Annotated in this window: 24 protein-coding genes and 2 tRNA genes; 14 read left to right on the forward strand and 12 right to left on the reverse strand. The window is 62.7% G+C overall.

The features are described 5' to 3' along the window. The first annotated feature begins 81 nt into the window (after positions 1-81). The 7 genes from petA to QTH90_RS20180 all read left to right on the forward strand — a co-directional run bounded on the left by petA (position 82) and on the right by QTH90_RS20180 (position 5,114). On the forward strand, positions 82-696 hold the full coding sequence (gene petA / locus QTH90_RS20150; protein WP_286666352.1) for a ubiquinol-cytochrome c reductase iron-sulfur subunit: 615 nt from the start codon (positions 82-84) through the stop codon (positions 694-696). Positions 697-709: 13 nt separating this feature from the next. Then, positions 710-2,110 (forward strand): cytochrome b, encoded by a 1,401-nt coding sequence (locus QTH90_RS20155; protein WP_286666353.1) that lies wholly within the window; start codon positions 710-712, stop codon positions 2,108-2,110. Between the two features lie 16 nt (positions 2,111-2,126). Continuing rightward, complete coding sequence (locus QTH90_RS20160) at positions 2,127-2,882, forward strand: cytochrome c1 (RefSeq protein WP_286666354.1); 756 nt, start codon at positions 2,127-2,129, stop codon at positions 2,880-2,882. Positions 2,883-2,973: 91 nt separating this feature from the next. Further along, positions 2,974-3,585 (forward strand): glutathione S-transferase N-terminal domain-containing protein, encoded by a 612-nt coding sequence (locus QTH90_RS20165; protein ID WP_286567597.1) that lies wholly within the window; start codon positions 2,974-2,976, stop codon positions 3,583-3,585. A gap of 16 nt (positions 3,586-3,601) precedes the next feature. After that, positions 3,602-4,168, forward strand: coding sequence for a ClpXP protease specificity-enhancing factor (locus tag QTH90_RS20170; protein ID WP_286666355.1), 567 nt, complete (start codon positions 3,602-3,604; stop codon positions 4,166-4,168). 39 nt (positions 4,169-4,207) lie between these two features. Continuing rightward, positions 4,208-4,283 (forward strand) — tRNA-Thr (locus tag QTH90_RS20175). A 63-nt stretch (positions 4,284-4,346) separates the two neighbouring features. Beyond that, positions 4,347-5,114: a PepSY-associated TM helix domain-containing protein gene (locus QTH90_RS20180; protein ID WP_286666356.1), complete on the forward strand. Its 768-nt coding sequence runs from the start codon at positions 4,347-4,349 to the stop codon at positions 5,112-5,114. A 12-nt stretch (positions 5,115-5,126) separates the two neighbouring features. Here the strand turns inward: QTH90_RS20180 and QTH90_RS20185 are convergent, their stop codons facing one another. Together QTH90_RS20185 and QTH90_RS20190 are read right to left on the reverse strand one after the other, a co-directional pair. Beyond that, the gene (locus QTH90_RS20185; RefSeq protein ID WP_286666357.1) at positions 5,127-5,432 is read right to left on the reverse strand and encodes a hypothetical protein; all 306 of its coding nucleotides are present in this window, start codon (positions 5,430-5,432) and stop codon (positions 5,127-5,129) included. Positions 5,433-5,448: 16 nt separating this feature from the next. Next, positions 5,449-5,607, reverse strand: a complete 159-nt coding sequence (locus QTH90_RS20190) for a hypothetical protein (RefSeq protein WP_286666358.1) — start codon at positions 5,605-5,607, stop codon at positions 5,449-5,451. A 2-nt stretch (positions 5,608-5,609) separates the two neighbouring features. Between QTH90_RS20190 and secA the strand changes: the two genes are divergently transcribed. From secA to QTH90_RS20210, 4 genes are read left to right on the forward strand one after another with little or no spacing between them, the layout of a single operon-like run. Further along, entirely contained in the window at positions 5,610-8,387 is a 2,778-nt protein-coding gene (secA, locus tag QTH90_RS20195; RefSeq protein WP_286666359.1) for a preprotein translocase subunit SecA, read from the forward strand. A 28-nt stretch (positions 8,388-8,415) separates the two neighbouring features. Next, the gene (gene argJ, locus QTH90_RS20200) at positions 8,416-9,645 is read left to right on the forward strand and encodes a bifunctional glutamate N-acetyltransferase/amino-acid acetyltransferase ArgJ (RefSeq protein ID WP_286666360.1); all 1,230 of its coding nucleotides are present in this window, start codon (positions 8,416-8,418) and stop codon (positions 9,643-9,645) included. Next, complete coding sequence (locus tag QTH90_RS20205; protein WP_286666361.1) at positions 9,642-10,517, forward strand: ATP-binding protein; 876 nt, start codon at positions 9,642-9,644, stop codon at positions 10,515-10,517. Before argJ ends, QTH90_RS20205 begins: the two co-directional genes overlap by 4 nt. A gap of 8 nt (positions 10,518-10,525) precedes the next feature. Then, positions 10,526-10,960: an NUDIX domain-containing protein gene (locus QTH90_RS20210; RefSeq protein WP_286666362.1), complete on the forward strand. Its 435-nt coding sequence runs from the start codon at positions 10,526-10,528 to the stop codon at positions 10,958-10,960. 27 nt (positions 10,961-10,987) lie between these two features. Here the strand turns inward: QTH90_RS20210 and QTH90_RS20215 are convergent, their stop codons facing one another. The 10 genes from QTH90_RS20215 to QTH90_RS20260 all read right to left on the reverse strand — a co-directional run bounded on the left by QTH90_RS20215 (position 10,988) and on the right by QTH90_RS20260 (position 20,239). Further along, positions 10,988-11,200 (reverse strand): DNA gyrase inhibitor YacG, encoded by a 213-nt coding sequence (locus tag QTH90_RS20215; RefSeq protein ID WP_286666363.1) that lies wholly within the window; start codon positions 11,198-11,200, stop codon positions 10,988-10,990. Further along, complete coding sequence (gene zapD, locus QTH90_RS20220) at positions 11,197-11,952, reverse strand: cell division protein ZapD (protein WP_286666364.1); 756 nt, start codon at positions 11,950-11,952, stop codon at positions 11,197-11,199. The genes QTH90_RS20215 and zapD overlap by 4 nt, the downstream gene beginning before the upstream one ends. A gap of 30 nt (positions 11,953-11,982) precedes the next feature. Next, positions 11,983-12,996, reverse strand: coding sequence for an alginate O-acetyltransferase AlgX-related protein (locus QTH90_RS20225; protein ID WP_286666365.1), 1,014 nt, complete (start codon positions 12,994-12,996; stop codon positions 11,983-11,985). A gap of 8 nt (positions 12,997-13,004) precedes the next feature. Further along, the gene (locus QTH90_RS20230) at positions 13,005-14,498 is read right to left on the reverse strand and encodes an MBOAT family O-acyltransferase (protein WP_286666366.1); all 1,494 of its coding nucleotides are present in this window, start codon (positions 14,496-14,498) and stop codon (positions 13,005-13,007) included. 81 nt (positions 14,499-14,579) lie between these two features. Continuing rightward, positions 14,580-15,182, reverse strand: coding sequence for a dephospho-CoA kinase (gene coaE / locus QTH90_RS20235; RefSeq protein ID WP_286666367.1), 603 nt, complete (start codon positions 15,180-15,182; stop codon positions 14,580-14,582). A gap of 12 nt (positions 15,183-15,194) precedes the next feature. Then, the gene (locus tag QTH90_RS20240; RefSeq protein WP_286666368.1) at positions 15,195-16,037 is read right to left on the reverse strand and encodes a prepilin peptidase; all 843 of its coding nucleotides are present in this window, start codon (positions 16,035-16,037) and stop codon (positions 15,195-15,197) included. Next, a complete protein-coding gene (locus QTH90_RS20245; protein ID WP_286666369.1) occupies positions 16,037-17,260 on the reverse strand; it encodes a type II secretion system F family protein in 1,224 nt (407 codons plus the stop codon). Before QTH90_RS20245 ends, QTH90_RS20240 begins: the two co-directional genes overlap by 1 nt. Positions 17,261-17,280: 20 nt before the next feature. Beyond that, positions 17,281-19,014, reverse strand: a complete 1,734-nt coding sequence (gene pilB / locus QTH90_RS20250; protein ID WP_286666370.1) for a type IV-A pilus assembly ATPase PilB — start codon at positions 19,012-19,014, stop codon at positions 17,281-17,283. A gap of 118 nt (positions 19,015-19,132) precedes the next feature. Then, a tRNA-Pro gene (locus QTH90_RS20255) sits at positions 19,133-19,209 on the reverse strand. Between the two features lie 37 nt (positions 19,210-19,246). Further along, positions 19,247-20,239, reverse strand: a complete 993-nt coding sequence (locus QTH90_RS20260; protein ID WP_286666371.1) for a polyprenyl synthetase family protein — start codon at positions 20,237-20,239, stop codon at positions 19,247-19,249. 186 nt (positions 20,240-20,425) lie between these two features. On the opposite strand from QTH90_RS20260, the gene rplU reads away from it, so the two are divergent. The 3 genes from rplU (at position 20,426) to cgtA (ending at position 22,131) form a co-directional block, all read left to right on the forward strand. Next, positions 20,426-20,737 carry a 50S ribosomal protein L21 gene (gene rplU / locus QTH90_RS20265; RefSeq protein ID WP_077001508.1) on the forward strand — a complete coding sequence of 104 codons (312 nt, stop codon included), beginning with the start codon at positions 20,426-20,428 and terminating at the stop codon, positions 20,735-20,737. Between the two features lie 12 nt (positions 20,738-20,749). Next, entirely contained in the window at positions 20,750-21,007 is a 258-nt protein-coding gene (gene rpmA / locus QTH90_RS20270) for a 50S ribosomal protein L27 (RefSeq protein WP_093105745.1), read from the forward strand. 68 nt (positions 21,008-21,075) lie between these two features. Continuing rightward, on the forward strand, positions 21,076-22,131 hold the full coding sequence (gene cgtA / locus QTH90_RS20275) for an Obg family GTPase CgtA (protein ID WP_286666372.1): 1,056 nt from the start codon (positions 21,076-21,078) through the stop codon (positions 22,129-22,131). Positions 22,132-22,134 lie beyond the last annotated feature (3 nt).

The raw sequence follows: 22,134 nt of genomic DNA on the forward strand, positions 1-22,134 counted from the left end.
CGTCACGTTGAATTCACTTCTTACGCTCCGCTACAATCGTTGGTTGACCCAAGACCCTAGCGAAGAACATTGAGGATCCCCATGAGTGACAGCACCGCCGGCCGCCCCCGGATCGACACCAGCAAGCGGACCTGGTTGATCGCATCAGGTTGTGCGGGCGCAGTGGGCGGGGTGGCAGTGGCCGTCCCGTTCGTGAGTTCCTTCCAGCCCTCCGAAAAGGCCAAGGCGGCCGGTGCGCCGGTCGAGGCCGACATCAGCGGCCTGCAAGTGGGCGAGAAGATGACGGTCGAATGGCGCGGCAAGCCCGTGTGGATCCTGAAGCGCTCTCCCGCCCAGGTCGCCGAACTTCCCAATCTCAACGCCCAGCTCGCTGATCCGCTCTCCAAGCGCAATCCGGACGAGTTCACTCCCGAATACGCTCGCAACGAGCACCGCTCGATCAAGCCTGAAGTCCTGGTGGTCGTCGGCATCTGCACGCACCTCGGCTGCTCGCCGACGGACAAGTTCCAGGCCGGCCCGCAGCCCTCGCTGCCCGACAACTGGGAGGGCGGCTTCCTCTGCCCGTGCCACGGATCGACCTTCGACCTGGCCGGTCGCGTCTTCAAGAACAAGCCTGCGCCGGACAATCTGCCGGTGCCTCCGCACATGTACCTCTCCGACACGCGCCTCCTGATCGGCGACGACAAGAAGGCTTGAGGAGAAGGACGACATGGCTGAATTCAAGGAAATCTCCCCCAATGCACCCGCAGCCGAGAAGGCTCTCAACTGGGTCGACAACCGTTTCCCGCTGACCAAGCTCTGGAACGACCAGTGGGGCAAGTACTACGCACCGAAGAACTTCAACTTCTGGTACATCTTCGGTTCGCTCGCGATGCTGGTCCTCGTGATCCAGATCGTGACCGGCATCTTCCTGGTGATGCACTACAAGCCCGATGCCTCGCTGGCGTTCGCGTCGGTCGAGTACATCATGCGCGACGTGCCGTGGGGCTGGCTCATCCGCTACATGCACTCGACGGGGGCCTCCGCCTTCTTCATCGTGGTGTACCTGCACATGTTCCGCGGGCTGATCTACGGCAGCTACCGCAAGCCGCGCGAACTGATCTGGATCTTCGGCTGCGCGATCTTCCTGTGCCTGATGGCCGAAGCCTTCATGGGCTACCTGCTTCCCTGGGGCCAGATGAGCTACTGGGGCGCACAGGTGATCGTGAACCTGTTCTCCGCCATCCCCTTCGTGGGCCCGGACCTCGCGCTGCTGATTCGTGGTGACTACGTGGTGAGCGACGCCACCCTCAACCGCTTCTTCAGCTTCCACGTGATCGCCGTGCCGCTGGTGCTGCTCGGCCTCGTCGTCGCGCACTTGATCGCGCTGCACGAGGTGGGCTCGAACAATCCCGACGGCATCGAGATCAAGGCCAATCGCGGTCCCGATGGTCACCCGGTGGACGGCATCCCGTCGCATCCGTACTACACGGTGCACGATATCTTCGGCGTGGTCGTCTTCCTGACCATCTTCTCGGCCGTGATCTTCTTTGCGCCTGAAGCCGGTGGCTACTTCCTGGAGTACAACAACTTCATCCCGGCCGATTCGCTGAAGACGCCGAACCACATCGCACCGGTCTGGTACTTCACGCCCTTCTATTCGATGCTGCGTGCCATCACGAGCGAGATGATGTATGCGCTCATCGCCTGCGTGGTGGGTGCCGCGGCATTCGGTGTCTGGAAGGCGCGTTTGCCTTCGCTCATCAAGGGCGTGATCGTGATCGCTGCGGTCGTCGTTGCTGCCCTGATGCTGTCGATCGACGCCAAGTTCTGGGGTGTGGTCGTCATGGGCGGCGCCGTCATCATCCTGTTCTTCCTGCCTTGGCTGGATCACAGCCCGGTCAAGTCGATCCGCTATCGTCCGGGCTGGCACAAGTACCTGTATGGCATCTTCGTCATCAACTTCGTGGTGTTGGCCTATCTGGGCGTGCAACCGCCGTCGCCGATCGGCGAGCGCGTGTCGCAAGTCGGTACCCTGTTCTATTTCGGTTTCTTCCTGTTGATGCCGTGGTGGAGCCGCCTCGGTGAATTCAAGCCGGTCCCTGAGCGCGTGACCTTCGCAGCGCACTGACCGGGAGAGCACAAGAATGAAGAAACTGATCCTCACGTTGATTGCAGCGCTTGGCATCGTCACTGGCGCACACGCCTCCGAAGGCGGGATTCCCTGGGACAAGGCACCGAACCGGACGAATGACCTGGCCGCCCTGCAGAACGGCGCCAAACTCTTCGTCAACTACTGCCTCAACTGCCACTCGGCGGCGTTCATGCGCTACAACCGGCTGCAGGACATTGGCATCTCGGAGCAGCAGATCAAGGACAATCTGCTGTTCGCGACCGACAAGGTCGGCGAGACCATGAAGGCCAATATCGACCCCCGCCAGGCCAAGGAATGGTTCGGCACGGTGCCGCCCGACCTGACGCTGGTCGCACGTTCGCGTGCCGGCCACGGCGGCACCGGCGCGGACTACCTGTACACCTACATGCGCACGTTCTACCGTGACGACACGAAGGCAACGGGTTGGAACAACCTGGCGTTCCCGGCTGTCGCCATGCCGCACGTCTTGTGGGAGTTGCAAGGCGAACGCCGCCCGATCTTCGACAAGGTCGAGTCGCACGGCCATGAAACCGAGGTATTCAAGGGCTGGGAGCAGCTCAGTCCCGGTACCATGACGCCCATGCAATATGACCAGGCGATGGGTGACCTCGTGAGTTATTTGCAGTGGATGGCAGAGCCGGCGCAGAACACCCGCATCCGTGTGGGCGTCTGGGTGCTGCTGTTCCTTGTCATGGCAGTGGTCTTTGTATGGCGCTTGAATGCCTCTTACTGGAAAGACGTCAAGTAATTCGATGCCGATCGGGCGCCTCGGGCGTCCGGTCCCGCAGAGTGGGTTGCTAGCGCGATCCACTCTTTTTGATTTTTAGGAGCCTTTCGCCATGATGGTCTTGTATTCGGGAACGACCTGCCCTTTTTCACATCGCTGCCGATTCGTGCTGTTCGAGAAAGGCATGGATTTCGAGATTCGCGATGTCGATCTCTACAACAAGCCTGAAGACATCAGCGTGATGAACCCGTACGGCCAGGTGCCAATCCTGGTCGAACGCGACCTGATCCTGTACGAGTCGAACATCATCAACGAGTACATCGACGAGCGCTTTCCGCATCCGCAACTGATGCCCGGCGACCCGGTCGACCGCGCGCGTGTGCGCCTGTTCCTGCTCAATTTCGAGAAGGAACTCTTCGTGCACGTGTCGACGCTGGAAAACCGCACGTCCAAGGGCAACGAAAAGGCGCTCGAAAAGGCGCGCTCGCACATCCGCGATCGCCTGACGCAGCTCGCACCGGTGTTCCTGAAGAACAAGTACATGCTGGGCGACAACTTCTCGATGCTCGACGTCGCGATCGCTCCGCTGCTCTGGCGCCTGGACTACTACGGCATCGATCTGAGCAAGAACGCTGCGCCGCTTCTGAAGTATGCCGAGCGCATCTTCTCGCGCCCCGCCTACATCGAAGCGCTGACGCCGTCCGAAAAGGTCATGCGCAAGTGAGTCTCTGCAGCCGGCCATGATCAACGCGCTCGAGTCGTCTTCCACCCGCCCGTATCTCATCCGGGCGCTGTATGAATGGTGCACGGACAACGGCTTCACGCCCTATGTCGCGGTGCAGGTCGACGACACCGTTCAGGTGCCGCGCGAATACGTCAAGAACGGCGAGATCGTGTTGAACATCAGCTTCGATGCGACAAGTTCGCTCAAGCTGGGCAACGATTTCATCGAGTTCAAGGCGCGTTTTGCGGGCACGGCTCGGGAGATCAGCGTTCCCGTGGGCCGCGTGATCGCAATCTATGCGCGCGAGAACGGGCAGGGGATGGCCTTTCCCGCACCCGCTCCTGCGCAGGCTGATGGCGGCGCGGCACCTGCTGCGGCAACATCCTCGTCCTCTGCCACGCGCACGCCATTGCGCGATGCGTCCCGTGGCACCGAAGGCGACGCCAGCAAGATCGTTCATCTCGTGAGCGGCGAAGGCGCGGAAGAAGCCGTCGAGGCCAGCGGCACGCCCGCCGATCCCGAGGATCCGCCGCGCCCGCCGGCCGGTGGCGGCTCGCGGCCCTCGCTCAAGCGGATCAAATGAGCGATGCGGCAAATGCCGCGCCGCTAAAATCCTTTTTCCGCCGCTTTAGCTCAGTTGGTAGAGCAACCGCCTTGTAAGCGGTAGGTCGTCAGTTCGATTCCGACAAGCGGCACCATCACTATCCGGGGATCGCTCCGCTCCCCAGTTCCCGACAACGGGACGGGCTCGGCCCTACGATATGGACAACGCCATCCAGCACCACCTTGATAGCGCCGTCGCAGACCCGGGCGTGACCGACATTGCCACGTCCATTTCCATCGAAGCTCGAAAGCGCTCGCAGCAGCGCCGCTCCACGGTGGTGCAATGGATTCGCAAGACTCACGGCTGGTTCGGCCTGTGGGGCGCGATCCTGGGGTTGATCTTCGGCACCGCTGGCATCTGGCTGAACCACCGCGCGGTACTCAAGTTGCCGATGGCGCAGCAGCGCATCAATGCCCAGTTGGCCTTGCCCGAACCGGCACCGGCAACCGCGGAGGAAATGGCCGCGTGGTTGCAGGAGGCACTGGGCCAGAGCGGTCCGCCGAATTCCACACGCACCGAGCCCGCGAAGCCTGTGGCGTGGACCGAGAAGGGCAGGCGCACCCCGGCAGCTGACGCGTCCGACAATGCGGCGCCTGCGAAGCCGCTCCTGCAGCCGGAGCGCTGGATCTTCAATTTCGGCGGTCCCGATGCGGTCGTGCAGGCCGAATACTGGCGCGGCAATCGTTCCGTGGGCGTCACGACCACGAGCAACGGTTTCGTTGCGACGCTGGCCAATCTGCACAAGGGCGTCGGCATGCCGGTCGCGTGGATCCTCCTGGTCGACACACTGGCGGGCAGCTTGATCTTCCTTTCGATCTCGGGCGTGGCGCTCTGGATGCTGACCCATCGGCGCCGGCGTGTCGGCCTCGTCATCTTCGGTACATCGGTTGCGCTCACGCTTGGGTTGGTGATCGCGCAACTCTGAGGCGTGCCGCGCTCAGTGGCGCGATTGCACCTTGATGCGGATCGTCGCCACGTCCCATCCGCGGGATTTCAGCCGCGCCTGAAGGATCGGCGCCAGCTGGCGAAGCTTGGCGGCAGCCGCGCTCCCGTAGACCAGCATGCACCAGACATCCCCTTCCGCGGGGCCGGCCTTGACGCCGGCACGCATCTCCGGGGGGATCAGGTCCTGCACCGCCGCCAGGCGCTCTCCCGCCTCGCGGGCACGCGCAGCCAGACTGGCGAGGGTGGGAGAGCCCTCTGTGGCCTCGAGCAAGGTGACGGCGTTGAAACGGCGGTTCATGGGGAAAGGTCTGCAGTCAGTGGGTTCGAACAAGGCGGCTAAAATCAATGGTTTGCCAGCAATCCTGCGGGCCGGTCGGCTTGCTTTCTGGCAAAGCGCGCCCAAGTTCCTTCTCGTCTATCTTAGGGATTTCGGTCGAAGTAGTCGCATGCAGCGAGTTTGCTTCGATCTCCATTCATGGCCACCAATTTCCTGACTCAAATTTTCGGCAGTCGCAATGACCGGCTCCTGAAGCAGTATCGCAAGACGGTCGAACGCATCAATGCGCTGGAACCCTCCTTCGAGAAGCTCGACGACGATGCGCTGCGTGCCAAGACGCAGGAATTCAAGGAACGCATCGCCAAGGGCGAGACGCTCGACGACCTGCTGCCTGAGGCCTTCGCCACAGTCCGCGAAGCGTCCAAGCGGGTCATGAAAATGCGCCACTTCGATGTCCAGCTGCTGGGCGGCATGGCGCTCCACAACGGCAAGATTTCGGAAATGCGCACGGGTGAGGGCAAGACCCTGACCGCCACGCTGCCCGTGTACCTGAACGCGCTCACGGGCAAGGGCGTGCACGTGGTCACCGTGAATGACTATCTCGCCAGCCGCGATGCGACCTGGATGGGTCGGCTCTACAACTTCCTCGGCCTCTCCGTCGGCATCAACCTGCCGCAGATGCCGCGCGAGGAAAAGCAGCAGGCCTACGGCAGCGACATCACCTACGGCACGAACAACGAGTACGGCTTCGACTACCTGCGCGACAACATGGTCTACGAGCCGGGCGACCGGGTCCAGCGCGGGCTGAACTACGCCATCGTCGACGAAGTGGACTCCATCCTGATCGACGAGGCGCGCACGCCGCTCATCATCAGCGGCCAGGCCGAGGACCACACCGAGCTGTACCTGGCGATCAACAAGGTCGTGCCGTTGCTGGTTCGGCAGGAAGGCGAAGCTGATCCGCGCACCGGCGAAGGCGTCACCAAGCCCGGCGACTTCACCGTCGATGAGAAGACGCACCAGGTGTTCATGACCGAAGACGGCCATGAGAAGGCGGAGCAGGTTCTTTCCGAGTTCAAGCTGCTGCCCGAGGGCGCCTCGCTCTACGACCCGGCCAACATCACGCTGATGCACCACCTGAATGCGGCGCTGCGTGCACGTCACCTCTACCACCGCGACCAGCACTACGTGGTGCAACAGGGCGAAGTGGTCATCGTCGACGAATTCACGGGTCGCCTGATGACAGGGCGCCGCTGGAGCGACGGCCTGCACCAGGCCGTCGAGGCCAAGGAAGGCGTCGAAATCCAGGCCGAGAACCAGACCCTCGCGTCGATCACTTTCCAGAACTATTTCCGTCTCTACGCCAAGCTCGCGGGCATGACCGGCACGGCCGATACCGAGGCCTATGAATTCCAGGAGATCTACGGTCTGGAGACCATGATCATTCCGCCGAACCGGCCGAGCAAGCGCGAAGACCAGCTGGACCGGGTCTACAAGACCACCCGCGAAAAGTACGACGCGGCCATCCAGGACATTCGCGAGTGCTACGAACGCGGCCAGCCGGTGCTGGTCGGCACCTCGTCGATCGAGAACTCCGAAATCATCGCCGGACTGCTCGAGAAGGCCAATCTGCCGCATCAGGTGCTCAACGCCAAGCAGCATGCACGCGAAGCCGAGATCGTGGCGCAGGCGGGTCGCACCAAGATGATCACGATCGCCACCAACATGGCGGGTCGTGGTACCGACATCGTGCTCGGCGGCAACGTCGAGAAGGCGATCGAAGCCGTCGAGGCCAGCGAGGAACTCGATTCCGCAGCGAAGGCCGCGGAGATGGACCGGCTGCGTGCGCAATGGGACAAGGACCACGAGTTCGTGAAGTCGCTGGGCGGCCTGCGCATCATCGCGACCGAGCGTCACGAGTCGCGCCGCATCGACAACCAGCTGCGCGGCCGTTCGGGTCGCCAGGGCGACCCGGGCTCCTCTCGCTTCTACCTGAGCCTGGACGATCCGCTGATGCGCATTTTCGCGGGAGATCGCGTGAAGGCGATCATGGACCGCCTCAAGATGCCCGACGGCGAGGCGATCGAAGCCGGCATCGTCACGCGCAGCATCGAGAGTGCGCAGCGCAAGGTCGAGGCGCGCAACTTCGACGTGCGCAAGCAATTGCTCGAGTACGACGACGTGTCGAACGACCAGCGCAAGGTCATCTACCAGCAGCGCAACGACATTCTCGATGCGGGCGACCTGACTGCGCAGATCGAAGGGTTGCGCGAAGGCTGCTTTGCGGACTTGGTTCGCCAGTACGTGCCCAACGAATCGGTCGAAGAGCAATGGGACCTCGCCGGTCTCGAGAAGGTGCTTGCCGACGAATGGCACATGGACATGCCGCTTCGCAAGGAAGTGGAAGCTGCGACGGCCATCGGCGACGAAGACGTGGTCGAGAAGGTCGTCTCCGCGGCCAACGAGGCATTCAACGCCAAGGTCTCGCTGATCGGCCAGGAGAACTTCACGCAATTCGAGCGCATGGTCCTGCTGCAGAGCATCGACACGCATTGGCGCGAGCACCTGGCTTCGCTCGACTACCTCCGCCAGGGCATCCACCTTCGCGGCTACGCGCAGAAGCAACCCAAGCAGGAATACAAGCGCGAAGCTTTCGAGCTCTTCGGCCAGTTGCTCGATTCGGTCAAGAACGAAGTCACGCGTCAGCTCATGACCGTGCGCGTGCAGTCCACCGAGCAACTCGAACAAGCCGCCGAGGCGATGGAAAGCCGCGGCGAAAACGTGGCGAACATCACCTACACCGCGCCCACGGAGACCGGCGAAGTCGAAGTGCGTGTCGATGAAGAAAGCCTGCGCCGCCAGGCCGCGAGTGGCCTGAGCGCCGGCGCGGCCGCGTTTGCGCGCGTGGGCCGCAACGATCCTTGTCCTTGCGGCAGTGGCAAGAAGTTCAAGCAATGCCACGGCAAGCTCACCTGATATCCGTATCCGTCAGCAGGACTCATCCATGCCCGTGAATCTTTCCGCTCCCGATCCCGCAGCGTTGCACGCGGTGCCCGGCGTCCGCATCGGCGTTGCCGAAGCCGGCGTTCGCAAGGCCAATCGCAAGGACCTGACGGTGGTGCTGATCGACGAAGGCGCCGCCGTGGGCGGCGTGTTCACGCAGAACCGCTTCTGTGCCGCGCCCGTCCAGCTTTGCCGTGACCACCTGGCCGCGAATTTCGGCGTTCGCGCCATGCTGATCAACACCGGCAATGCGAACGCCGGCACGGGCGAGGACGGATTGGCGCGTGCGCGTGCCACGTGTATCGCGCTGGCCCGCAAGCTCAATCTCGCGCCGGAGCAGATCCTGCCTTTCTCTACCGGCGTGATCATGGAGCCGTTGCCGATCGACCGGATCGAGGCGGGGCTGCCCGCCGCGCTGGCCGATGCTTCGCCATCGAACTGGGCGCGCGCGGCCGAAGGCATCATGACGACCGACACGGTGCCGAAGGCCTTCAGCCAGCAGGTGCAGATCGGCGGCGCCACCGTCACGATCACCGGCATCAGCAAGGGCGCGGGCATGATCCGCCCCAACATGGCGACGATGCTTGGCTTCATGGCCACCGACGCGAAGATCGATGCTTCGCTGATCCAGCCGCTCGCGAAGGCCCTGGCCGACGCATCGTTCAATCGGGTGACGATCGATGGCGATACGTCGACCAACGATTCCTTCGTGGTCATCGCCACGCAGAAGGCCGATCACGGCACCATCACCTCGCTCGAATCCGCCGAGGGACGCGCCTTGCTGGAAGCCATGCAGGGCGTCGCGCGCCAATTGGCGCAGGCCATCGTGCGCGACGGCGAAGGCGCGACCAAGTTCATCACCATCCGTGTCGAAGGTGGACGCGACGCGGCGGAGTGCCGCCAGGTGGCCTATGCGGTCGCGCATTCGCCGCTGGTCAAGACGGCGTTCTACGCGAGCGACCCGAATCTCGGCCGCATCCTGGCCGCTGTCGGCTACGCGGGCATTGCCGATCTGGACCAGACCGGCATCGATCTCTATCTCGATGACGTCCACGTGGCCGTCAAGGGGGGGCGCAACCCCACCTACCGCGAGGAGGATGGCCAGCGCGTCATGAAGCAAAGCGAAATCACCGTGCGCATCGCGCTCGGCCGTGGCGATGCCGCCGATACGGTCTGGACTTGCGACCTCAGCCACGACTACGTGTCGATCAACGCCGACTACCGGTCATGAACGAGAAATTCGAACGCCTGATCGAGCGCGCCGAACAACTGATCAGCCGCATCGAATCCATCCTTCCGCAGCCCCTGGCAGCACCCACCGACTGGAGTGCCTCCATCGCCTGGCGCTACCGTCGGCGCAGTTCGGGCCATGGCACGCTGGAGCCGGTGCGTCATGTGGCAACGATGCCGCTCGACGCGCTGAAGGAAATCGACGTCCAGAAAGAAAAGATCGAGCGCAACACGCGGCAGTTCGTCGAAGGCAAGCCAGCCAACAACGTGCTGCTGACCGGCGCCCGCGGCACCGGCAAATCGTCGCTGATCCGCGCCTGCCTGCAGGCCTACGCGTCGCAGGGCTTGCGCCTCATCGAAGTCGACAAGGCCGAACTCACGGACCTGCCGGACATCGTCGAGGTGGTTTCGAATCGGCCCGAGAAGTTCATCGTCTTCAGCGACGACCTGAGCTTCGACGAGGGTGAGCCGGGCTACAAGGCGCTCAAGTCGATCCTCGACGGCTCCATCGCCGCGGCCACGCCGAATGTGCTGATCTACGCGACCAGCAATCGGCGCCATCTGCTGCCCGAGTACATGAAGGAAAACCTCAGCTACACGCACACCGAGGACGGCGAAGTGCATCCCGGTGAGGTGATCGAGGAAAAGATCTCGCTCTCCGAGCGCTTCGGTCTCTGGGTGAGTTTCTACCCGTTCAGCCAGAACGAATACCTGACGATCGTCGCGCAATGGCTGTCTTCCTTCGGGGTGGACGCGAAGGCCATCGAAGCCGCTCGGCCGGAGGCGCTCGTCTGGGCGCTCGAGCGGGGCTCGCGCAGCGGGCGCGTGGCCTACCAGTTCGCGCGCGACTACGCAGGGCGCGCTGCCGCTTGAGGCCCGTGATGACGCCGGATTCGCGCAAGCACACCGAAGTGGCCGTTGGCATCCTGATCCGTGAGGACGATGCCCTGTTGCTTTCGACCCGGCCGGAAGGCAAGCCCTACGCCGGCTACTGGGAGTTTCCCGGCGGCAAGATCGAGGCGGGTGAGTCGGTCGAGCAGGCCTTGCGGCGCGAATTGCACGAGGAGCTCGGGATCACCATCGCTGGTGCCGAAGTGTGGCGGGTCACCGAGCACGACTACCCGCATGCGCTGGTGCGCCTTCACTGGTGCAAGGTCAAGGCTTGGGACGGCGACTTCGAGATGCGCGAAGGCCAGTCGATGTGTTGGCAGCAATTGCCGCTCGAGGTGGAACCCGTACTTCCGGGCGCGCTGCCCGTCCTGGGATGGCTTGCCGACGAGCGCGGCCTGCCCGATCCTGATGCGGTAAGGCGCTGAGCGCTATCCGCTGCTCGCGCTGGCGAGCTATTGCTGACGCTTGGGGTCGCCGAACGGATCTTCGTCCGGCGGCGCGTCTGCCGGCATCCTGAATTCCTCGCTGGCCCAGGCGCCCAGGTCGATTCCCTTGCAGCGGGCGCTGCAGAAAGGCCGGTAGGGGTTGCTCGGAGCGTAGATGCTGTCCTGGCCGCACGCCGGGCAGCGCACGATCCGCTCGCCGAAGGTGTTGGTGCCGCTCATGCGCAGAGAGTCAGTTCGAAAGGTGTGTCATCCGTGCTGTGGTGCAGGCGGTCGTCAGCTTCGTGGCGCATCAGCCGGACGGACACCATCAGCCGATTGCCGCTGATTTCCGGAATCAGGCCGAGCTTGGGGTCGATGCGCAGACGCAGGAGCTGGAAGCTCCGGCCCTGCGGCAGGGTCTGCTGGAACTGTCCGTTCGTTGCGATGACCTTGTAGGGAACGTCGGCATCTCGCAGGAGCTTCAGCAGCAGATAGATGGACTCCGCCAGCGGCGAGAGCGTGGAGGACCAGCGCTCGAGGTCGGCGCGCCGCTCCGGGGCGCGGCGGTTTTGCCACGCGTAATACGCCGGCAGATCGAATTCGCAGGTGCCACCCGGAATGCTGGCACGACTGCGGATGCTCATCAGCCACTCGTTCTCGGTCAATGCCTGGCCGGCCTTGCCGGGAACCGTGTTGAGCGTGTTGAAGTTGCTCTCCAGCTTGCCCACCACCTGATCCAGCACCGTTTCGGCGATCGCCGGATTCCCGCGGTAGCTGTTGAACACATTCTTGTGCTTGTCCAGGTCCCTCAGGACATCGGCCTTCAGGTCGGCGCGCGCAGCCACGTCCATGATCTCGAAGATCGTGACGAGTGCGTAGTGGTGCAAGAGGGCCGAGTCGGCAGGCACCAGCTCCCCAAGACGGCGAAACAGGTGCTCCAGCCGCAAGTAGGTCCGGATGCGCTCGTTGAATGGGTACTCGTAAAGGATCACGCGTGAGGGCTTCCTGTCGGAATGATAGCTTCAAGACGCCTTGGCAGGCGGCTCGGGCAGGATCTTGCGTACCGCCTCCAGCATGCGCTGCCCGACGAGCAATTGCCCGCGCAGTGACAAGTGCGTGTCATTGGGAAAATAGAAGTCACGGACCTTCTCTTTTTGTTCCAAGGCGAATCCGAAAAGGTCGGGACCCAGGCCGGTGCCCCTGAACGCATTCACAAAGTCTTTCGAATGGTCCGGGTTGACATAGATCGTCGTCTTGTTGGGAATCACCATCCAGATGATCGAGCGAGCGGTATGGGCAGCGCCGAAGGCGCGCATCTGCTCCACGTGTTCCGGGGTGAGTTCGCCGTTATCGTCATCGTCCCGGAAGAATAGTGCCTTGTTGCACAGTCGATTGCTGAACATTGAACAGCCGTCGACAACGGGCCGGGCCCAGGTCTGCTTGCCCGCGAGGGTCTCGCCAGCCGTTCCCTTTGCCCTGCGCGTGTTTCTGTAAGTGACATAGCCCGAGGTCAGCTTGCCCTTCCAGTTGAGCTCGAATCCTGGCACCTTTTCCGTAGGCGAGGTGAAGGGATCGAGCCGGGCTTCGAAAGGCCGTTGCATCTTGGTGCATTTTTGTGTTTTGGTCAGGCGCTCGCCGAGCAGGCGTTCGACGCTTTCGAGAATGACCAACTTCCCACGAAATCCTGCGCGGTCGAGCCAGGCGTCGAAATCGTCACAGAGGGCTTCGTTGAGTTGTCCCCAATAGATCGTCGTGACGCGGTAGCCTGCCTTGGTCAGGACAGACTGCCAACGGTAAATCATGGAGAAACTGTCTCCTATGACAAGGATGTCCGCTTCAGTGACCGGGGAGGCGCGGAGGTATTTCGGTTCGACGTGCGGCTGATCGAGTTGCCAGCCGAACTCGTAATCCGAAAGCTGGCCGATCCGGGACAGGTCGCCATAGGGGGGCGTCGTGGCCAAGGTGGTGACCAGTAGCGCAACGATGACCGCGAAGCCGGCCAGGAATATCTGCAGCCAGAGTTTTGCAGGCGTCATATCGGAACTCAGAACTGAAAATAGAGGAACGGGCTGTAGGAGCCCAGCTTCGACACGCAGAGGCCGAGCAGGATCACTGTCGCGAGCGCCATGAAGCCGGTGAAGATCCTCGCGACGCGTGGGCGACCGGCCAGCGCCTGGGCTTGAGGCACCCAGCGCTGCAGCGTGATGGTGGGCGGCAGTGCGAGGCAGATGAACAGACCCACCAGCATGGTCTGGAAGAACTCCGGCTTCCGGATCGGGACCGGCCCGAATTCATGGAAGGCCACAAGCTCGGTACCGTGCATCCCCAGCATGCCCTTGTAGATGTCCATCGCCGCATTCATGCTTTCGGCGCGGAAGACCACCCACGCGATCATCACGCAGATGAAGGTCACGAACCAGCCGAGCACGCGTGCCAGGCGCCCGGGTTTGGCGTTGCGTCGCACCTTCGCATTCCAGAGATGGTTGATCATCAGGAAGGTGCCGTGCAGGGCGCCCCAGATCACGAAAGTCCACGCGGCGCCGTGCCAGAGACCACCCAGGAGCATGGTGAGGAAAAGATTCAGATATCGCCGTGCCGGACCTTTTCGGTTTCCGCCCAGGGGCACGTAGAGGTAGTCGCGCAGGAAGGTGGACAACGAAATGTGCCAGCGGCGCCAGAACTCGATGATGCTGGTCGACTTGTAGGGCGAATTGAAGTTGAGCGGCAACTGCACACCCAGGCACAGCGACAGGCCCACGGCCATGTCCGAGTACCCCGAAAAGTCGAAATAGATTTGCAGCGTATAGGCCATCACCCCAAGCCACGCGGTGTAGAGCGTCGGAACGGTGCCGTTGTGGACGCCTGTGAACATCAGGTCCGCGTACTCCCCCATCCGATCGCCGATAAGCAGTTTCTTGGCCAGGCCGAAGACGAAGATCGCGAGGCCCAGCGAGACCTTGTTCAGGTCCATTCGGTAGGTCGCCGGATTCGCGAACTGCGGCATCATCTGCGCGTGATGGAGCACCGGCCCGGCGATCAGGTGCGGGAAATAGGTCACGAAGAGCACGTAGTGCACGAAACTGCGCTCGTGGACCTTGTCCTGCCAGCAATCGACGAGAAAGGCGATCTGCGTGAACGTGTAGAAGGAAATGCCGATCGGCAGCGCCACGTGCAGAAGCGGCAACGGAGAGAGGCCGGCTGCCGCGAGTCCCTCATTCACATTGCTGACGAAGAAATTCGCGTACTTGAAGGTGGCCAGCACCCCGAGATTGACCACCAGCGCAAACACCAGCATGCGTTTTCGCCCGGCATCGGTTCGTCCCGGGCCTCGCGTCAGACGCAGTCCCGCCCAGTAGTTGAAGCAGATGGATCCGACCAGCAGCGGAAGCGCCTGAACGCTCCACCAGCCATAGAAGAACAGCGACGCCAGCGCGAGAAAGCCTGCTGCTGCACGCGCGTTCCGTTTACCGATCAGGAAAAACCCGAAAAAGACGATCGGGAAAAAGCAAAAGATGAACGCGTACGAATTGAAGAGCATCTTGTGGGAGGTGGCGCGCGGAGCCGTCTCGCGCTCCGCATTCTTGTTGTCTGGCGCAGGGGCCGGTTGGTGGCCGGCCGATTATCGCGCGACGATACCAGTCCACCGACTCCACAGATCCCGAACATCGCACGCGAGTTCCGGCATCGACAGGTTCTCGTTGAAGATCACCGCATCGGCCGCCGCCCGGCGTTGGGCGCGGTTGGCCTGTTGCGCGATGACGGAGCGAACGGCATCGGCCGCCCATCCCGAACGAGCCAGCACGCGACGCAACTGGGTTTCTTCTGTGGCGTCGATCACCAGCACCCTGTCGACGAGGGCGCGCCAGCGTCTTGATTCGACCAGTAGCGGCACGTCGAACACGATGGGTTGCCCGGTGGCTGCAGTTGCCGCCTGCCGCTCGCACTCCGCGCCGATCAGCGGATGCAGGATCGCCTCGAGCCGCTTCTTGGCTTGAGCATCGGCGAACACGAGGCTTCGCATGCGCGCCCTGTCCAGACCGCCATCCTCGGCGAGGATGGATCGACCGAATTCCGCTTCGAGCGCCGGCATGGCGGCCCCCTGCGGCTCGGCGACGGATCGCGCAATCGCATCGGTGTCGACCAGCTTCGCACCCAGCGAGACCAGCATCGTCGCGACAGTGCTCTTGCCGCTGCCGATGCCGCCGGTCAAGCCGATGCGCATGGCTTCAGGCCCTCAAAGGCCGGCCACGCGGAGGATCGCGTCCGGTCCGAAGATCATGGCCGTAAAGCCGGCACCAGCCAGGAACGGACCGAAGGGCACATAGCCACCTTCACGCAATCCGCTGCTGAACTTGAGCGCGAGACCGACAACCACGCCGATGACCGACGCCATCAGAATGATCGGCACCAGTGCCTGCCATCCGAACCATGCGCCGAAAGCTGCGAAGAGCTTGAAGTCGCCGTAGCCCATGCCTTCCTTGCCCGTGGTCAGCTTGAAAAGCCAGTAGACGGCCCATAGCGAGAGGTAGCCCGCCACCGCACCCCAGACAGCGCTTGCCAGCGGTACGCCGCTGAAGCCAGCGATGGAGGCCAGCAGGCCAGCCCACAGCAAAGGGAGAGTGATGTCATCCGGCAGCAGGGTGGTGTCCCAGTCGATGAGCGCCAACGCAAGCAGCGCCGCCGCGAAGCCGCACCATGCGAGGCTGCCGATTTGCCCAGGCATGCGCCAGACGCACCAGGCGAAAAGCGCACCGGTCACCAGTTCGACCACGGGGTAGCGCATGCTGATCGGCGTCCTGCATGCGGAGCACTTTCCGCGGAGCATGAGATAGCTCAGGACGGGGACATTCTCATACCAGCGGATCGCGTGCCCGCATTGCTGGCAGCGCGAATGCGGCACCATCAGATTGAACCGCTCGGCAGGTGCGGCGTCGCCGCCTTCGGCACCCGCGCATTCTGCCGCCCATTGTGCTTCGAGCATCTTGGGCAGGCGATAGATCACGACATTGAGGAAACTGCCGATCAAGAGCCCCAGCACACCCGCCAGTGCGGCGTCCACCCCCTGCGAAACCAGCATCAGACGACCTGGCCGAGCTTGAAGATGGGCAGGTACATCGAGACCACGATCCCGCCGATGATCACCCCCAGGAACACGATGATGATGGGTTCCATCAGGCTGGAAAGGCCGGCAACCATGTCGTCGACTTCGGATTCGTAGAAGTCGGCGGCTTTGCCCAGCATGTGGTCGATCGAGCCCGATTCCTCGCCGATGGCGGTCATCTGCAGCACCATCGACGGGAACAGGTTGGCATTGGTCATCGCCGCCGTGAGGCTGGTTCCGGTCGAGACCTCCTGCTGGATCTTGCTGGTGGCTTCCGCGTACACCGAATTGCCGGATGCGCCACCCACGGAATCGAGCGCCTCGACCAGCGGCACGCCAGCGGCGAACATGGTCGCCAGCGTCCGGGTCCAGCGCGCGACACACGATTTGTCGATCAGGGCACCAAAGATCGGCAGGCGCAAAAGGAGGCGATCCATGACCTGTTGAACGCGTTCGTTGCGCTTCCAGGCCTGAATGAAGAAATAGAGGCCGCCGCCGATCACGCCGAAGATCAACCACCAATAGGCCACGAAGAACTCGCTGAGCGCCATGACGAACAGCGTCGGAGCCGGCAGGTCCGCGCCGAAGGAGGTGAACACCTGCTTGAATGCCGGGATCACGAAAATCATGATGATCGCCACGACGACGAACGCCACGACGACCACGGACGTCGGATACATCAGCGCCGACTTAATCTTCGACTTGATCGCCTCCGTCTTTTCCATGTAGGTGGCAAGGCGGTCGAGAAGGTCTTCCAGAATACCCGCGGCCTCGCCGGCTTCGACCAGGTTGCAGTAGAGGCTGTCGAAGTATTTCGGGAACTTGCGGAACGCGGACGACAGCGATGTGCCTGTTTCCACGTCGCTGCGAATGTCGTTGAGCAGCTTCGCCACGCTGGGATTCGCATTGCCGCGGCCCACGATGTCGAACGCCTGCAGCAGGGGCACGCCAGCCTTCATCATGGTGGCCAACTGGCGGGTGAAGATCGCGATGTCCTTCGGCTTGATCGCCTTGCCGGAGCGCATGCGCCGCTTCTTGATCTTCGTCGTGAGCACGCCCTGGCGCCGCAGCGCCGCCTGCACCTGGTTTTCGCCGGCGGCACGCACTTCGCCGCGTACCGTCTTGCCGTTGCGGTCCTTGCCCTCCCACTCAAAGACATATTCCTTGAACGTTCGGTTGGATGCTGCTGCCGTTGCCATTGAATCTCCGCTTCTCGATGCTATTCGTTGGTGACTGCAAGCACTTCTTCCAGTGAGGTCAGTCCCTGCATGACTTTTTTCAGGCCCGATTGACGCAGCGAGCGCACGCCCTCGGTCTCGGCCTGCCGCGCGATGTCGAGCGCGCTTCCATCGCGAAGAATGATCTTCTGGATCTCTTCGCTGATCGGCATCACCTGGTAGATGCCGACACGACCCTTGTATCCGCCATTGCACGCCGAGCAGCCGACCGGGTGATAGGGCTTCCAGGAGTTGTCCAGTTCGTGCGGCTTGAAGCCGGCATCGAGCAACGCCTGTTTCGGCAGGTCGGCAGGTGCGCGGCACACGGTGCACAGGCGCCGTGCAAGCCGCTGCGCGGTGATCAGGATGACGCTGGATGCGATGTTGAAGGGCGCGATGCCCATGTTGCGCATCCGTGTGAGGGTCGTGGGCGCATCGTTGGTGTGCAGCGTCGAGAGGACCAGGTGGCCCGTCTGCGCAGCCTTGATCGAGATGTCGGCGGTCTCGAGATCGCGGATTTCGCCGACCATGATGATGTCTGGATCCTGCCGCAGGAAGGCCCGCAGCGCAGTCGCGAAGGTCAGGCCCGCCCGCTCGTTCACATTGACCTGATTGACGCCCGGCAGGTTGATTTCCGACGGATCTTCCGCCGTGGCGATGTTCACGCCGGGCTTGTTGAGCAGGTTCAGGCAGGTGTAGAGCGACACGGTCTTGCCGGAGCCGGTCGGCCCGGTGACCAGCACCATCCCGTAGGGGCGCCCGATGGCGTTGAGCAGACGCTCTTTCTCATCCGCGTCGTAGCCGAGTGCATCGATACCGAGGCGCGCGCTGCTCGGATCCAGGATACGGATCACGATCTTCTCGCCGAACAGCGTGGGCAAGGTGCTCACCCGAAAATCGATCACGCGTTCCGGACCGATCTTGAGCTTCATCCGGCCGTCTTGCGGAACACGCTTCTCGGAAATGTCCAGCCGGGAAATGACCTTGATGCGCGAAGCCAGCTTGTCCTTGATGACCGTTGGCGGGCTTGCGATCTCGCGCAACTCGCCGTCGATGCGGAAGCGAACGCGGTAGTTGTGCTCGTAGGGCTCGAAGTGAATGTCCGACGCACGCATGCTGAATGCGTCGAGAAGCATCTTGTGCAGGAAACGGACGACGGGCGCGTCCTCGACCTCGGCGACTGCCGGGTCGTTGGCCTCGCTGGACGTATCCGCGGAGACATCGTCGAATTCGAACTCCGCGCCGATGATGCTGTCGATGGTTTCGGAGGCGGTGACCGCCGCCGCCTCGATCATGCGGGAGAGCTTGTCGTACTCCGCGATGACCCAGTCCACGCCCATCTGGGACGCGAACTTGATTTTTTCGGCGGCCTGCTGATCGGAAGGGTCGGCTGTTGCAACAATGAGACGATTGTTGCGCTTGCTCAGGACGACGACTCGATACGCTTGGCACAGCTTCGCGTCGAGAAGGTCCTTCGGAAGCCGTTGCGGATCAATGGCATCGAGATCGAGGAGGGGGGCGCCAAACGCGCTCGACAGCGTGTGGGCCAGATCGGCCGCCGACACGGCGCCGGTGCCGGTCAGTTCCGCAATGAAGCTGGTGCGCCCGCTCAGGGACTTCTGGTAGATGTCTTCCGCGGCCTTCGCGGCAAGCTTTCCGGCCGAGACCAGCGCGCGTGCGAGCCCGGGGAGGGCGATCGACGAGCTTTCTTTGACGAGGGGTTCGGCAGCGGCCATTCAACGAATGTAAGAGACGTGAAAAATTGCTTCACGATCATCGCTGATCGCCTAAGGACTGTAAACCGCTGCGCGCGCTTTGATCGCGCAGCATTTGGCAATTACAGCCCGAAAAGGCTGGTCGGGGTGAGAGGATTCGAACCTCCGGCCTCTACGTCCCGAACGTAGCGCTCTACCAGGCTAAGCTACACCCCGATGGTTGCAAGAAAAGAGAGTCGTCCTTCGTGGTGACTTAGGCGCGTCGCTCAAGCAACTGAGCCGCTAATTGTAGCAAACCCGCGGAGTGCGGATTTGCAGGAAAACCACGAAGTGCGTCCATCGCGCGTTGGGCCTCTGCGGCGGCCGCTGCGCGCGTGGCTTCGAGAGCCCCCGTTTCGCGCACGATGGCCACGATCTGGGGCAGTTGCGTCGTGTCGCCTGCTTCGATGGCCGCGCGGATCAGGTCGCGCTGTTCCGGCGTGCCTCGTTGCATGGCAAGAATCAGCGGGAGCGTGGTCTTGCCTTCGCGGAGGTCGTCGCCCACGTTCTTGCCGGTCTCGTTGGCGTTTCCGGCGTAGTCGAGCACGTCGTCGATGACCTGGAAGGCGGTGCCGAGCGCCTGTCCGTAGGTCGCACAAGCTTGTTCGACTTCAGGCCCTGCGCCGGCCAGCACGGCGGCGAGCCGCGTGCTTGCTTCGAACAGCTTGGCTGTCTTCGAGCGAATCACCCGAAGGTAGGCCTCCTCGTCGAGAGATGCGTCGTGCATGTTCATCAACTGAAGCACTTCGCCCTCGGCAATGACGTTGGTCGCGTCTGCAAGGATTTCCATGACCCGGACGTCGTTGGCGTCCAGCATCATCTGGAAAGCGCGGGAATAGAGGAAGTCTCCGACGAGAACGCTGGCCGGGTTTCCGAACGACTCGTTGGCTGTCGGACGGCCGCGGCGAAGGGTGGATTCGTCCACGACGTCGTCGTGCAGCAGGGTCGCCGTGTGAATGAATTCGACAACCGCAGCGAGGTTGAAGCGTTGCTCCTCGCGGTAGCCGAGCGCGCCGGCCATGAGAAGGAGCAAGGCGGGTCGCAAGCGCTTGCCGCCTGCGGAAATGATGTATCTGGATACTTGGCGGACCAGCGGCACGCCAGTGTCGAGGCGGCGGCTGATGACGCGGTCGACTCCCGCCATGTCTTCGGCGATGAGGTCGAGAACGGCAGCGGCGGGGGAGGTGTCGGCGGCGGGAACTGACAAAGCAAGGGCGCTTGCGCGCTGCGTGAGATGCGACGATGGCGCAGGGCTGAAGTCACGGATTATAGGGAGACGAATCCGCCCGATTCGGCTCCGCTTCCGCCCCGTGGCCCAAGAAACGCCTCTCGTGCTAGAATCTAGGGCTCTGCGGAATTCGCCGCGGAGCCATCTTATTCCCAAGAGGTCAACATGTACGCGGTCATAAAAACCGGCGGCAAGCAGTATCGCGTTGCTTCCGGCGAGAAAATTAAAGTAGAACAGATTGCTGCGGACGTAGGCCAGGAAATCGTGATCGACCAAGTGCTCGCAGTCGGCGACGGCAGCGCAATCAAGGTTGGTACGCCCCTGGTGTCCGGCGCAACGGTGACAGTCACGGTACTGTCGCACGGCAAGCACGACAAGGTTCGCATCTTCAAGATGCGCCGTCGCAAGCACTATCAGAAACGTCAAGGCCATCGCCAGCAGTTCACCGAGCTGCAAATCGGCGCGATCGCCGGCTAAGGAGCTGATTCCATGGCACAGAAAAAAGGCGGCGGCTCTACGCGAAACGGGCGCGATTCGAAGCCCAAGATGCTCGGCGTGAAGGCTTTTGGCGGTGAACTGATCAGCGCAGGCTCGATCATCGTGCGCCAGCGCGGTACCCAGTTCCACCCCGGCGTCAACGTCGGCGTGGGCAAGGACCACACGCTGTTCGCCCTGGTCGACGGCCACGTGTCGTTCGGTACCAAGGGTGCACTGAACAAGCACACGGTCAATGTGACCCCGGCCTGAGCCAGTCACTTCGATCTTTTCGAAGCCCCGCTTTGCCGGGGCTTCTTCATTTGTAAACTGGACATCTCATGAAGTTCGTGGACGAAGCCTTCATCGACGTTGCCGCTGGCGACGGTGGCAACGGCTGTGTGTCGTTCCGCCATGAGAAGTACAAGGAGTTCGGCGGGCCGAACGGTGGCGATGGTGGCCGTGGCGGTCACGTTTTTGCCGTGGCCGACCCGAACCTGAACACGCTGGTCGACTTCCGCTTCTCGCGCCGCCACGACGCCAAGCGCGGTCAACACGGCATGGGGTCGGACATGTTCGGCGCCGCCGGCGACGATGTCACCCTGAAGATGCCCGTCGGCACGATCATTTCCGACGCGGAGACGGGCGAGGTCCTGTACGAGTTGCTGACGCCGGGCGAGGTGATCACCATTGCCAAGGGCGGCGACGGCGGCTTCGGCAACATGCGCTTCAAGAGCGCCATCAACCGCGCACCGCGCCAGAAGACACCTGGCTGGCCCGGCGAAAAGAAGAATCTCAAGCTCGAGCTGAAAGTGCTCGCCGACGTGGGCCTGCTGGGCATGCCGAATGCCGGCAAGTCGACGCTCATCAGCGCCATTTCCAATGCGCGTCCGCGCATCGCGGACTATCCCTTCACCACGCTGCACCCGAACCTCGGAGTGGTGCGCGTCGGTCCGGAGCAGAGCTTCGTCGTGGCCGACTTGCCGGGTCTGATCGAGGGTGCCTCCGAGGGCGCCGGCCTCGGCCACCTGTTCCTGCGCCACCTGCAACGCACCCGCCTGCTGTTGCACGTGATCGACATGGCGCCATTCGACGAAGGTGTCGATCCGGTCGCGCAGGCCAAGGCCATCGTTGGCGAACTCAAGAAGTACGACGCAGCGTTGTATGAAAAGCCGCGCTGGCTGGTCCTGAACAAGCTCGACATGGTGCCGACCGACGAGCGTGCCGCGCGCGTCAAGGACTTCGTCAAGCGCTTGCGGTTCAAGGGGCCGGTGTTCGAGATCTCGGCACTGACGCGTGAGGGCTGCGAGCCATTGGTGCAGGCGATCTACCAGCACGTCAAGGCGCAGCAGGTTGCCGAGCAGCCGCCGACGGAGATCGATCCGCGTTTTTCCTGAGTT

It is taken from the genome of Variovorax flavidus (genome assembly GCF_030317145.1).
GTDB lineage: Bacteria > Pseudomonadota > Gammaproteobacteria > Burkholderiales > Burkholderiaceae_C > Variovorax > Variovorax flavidus.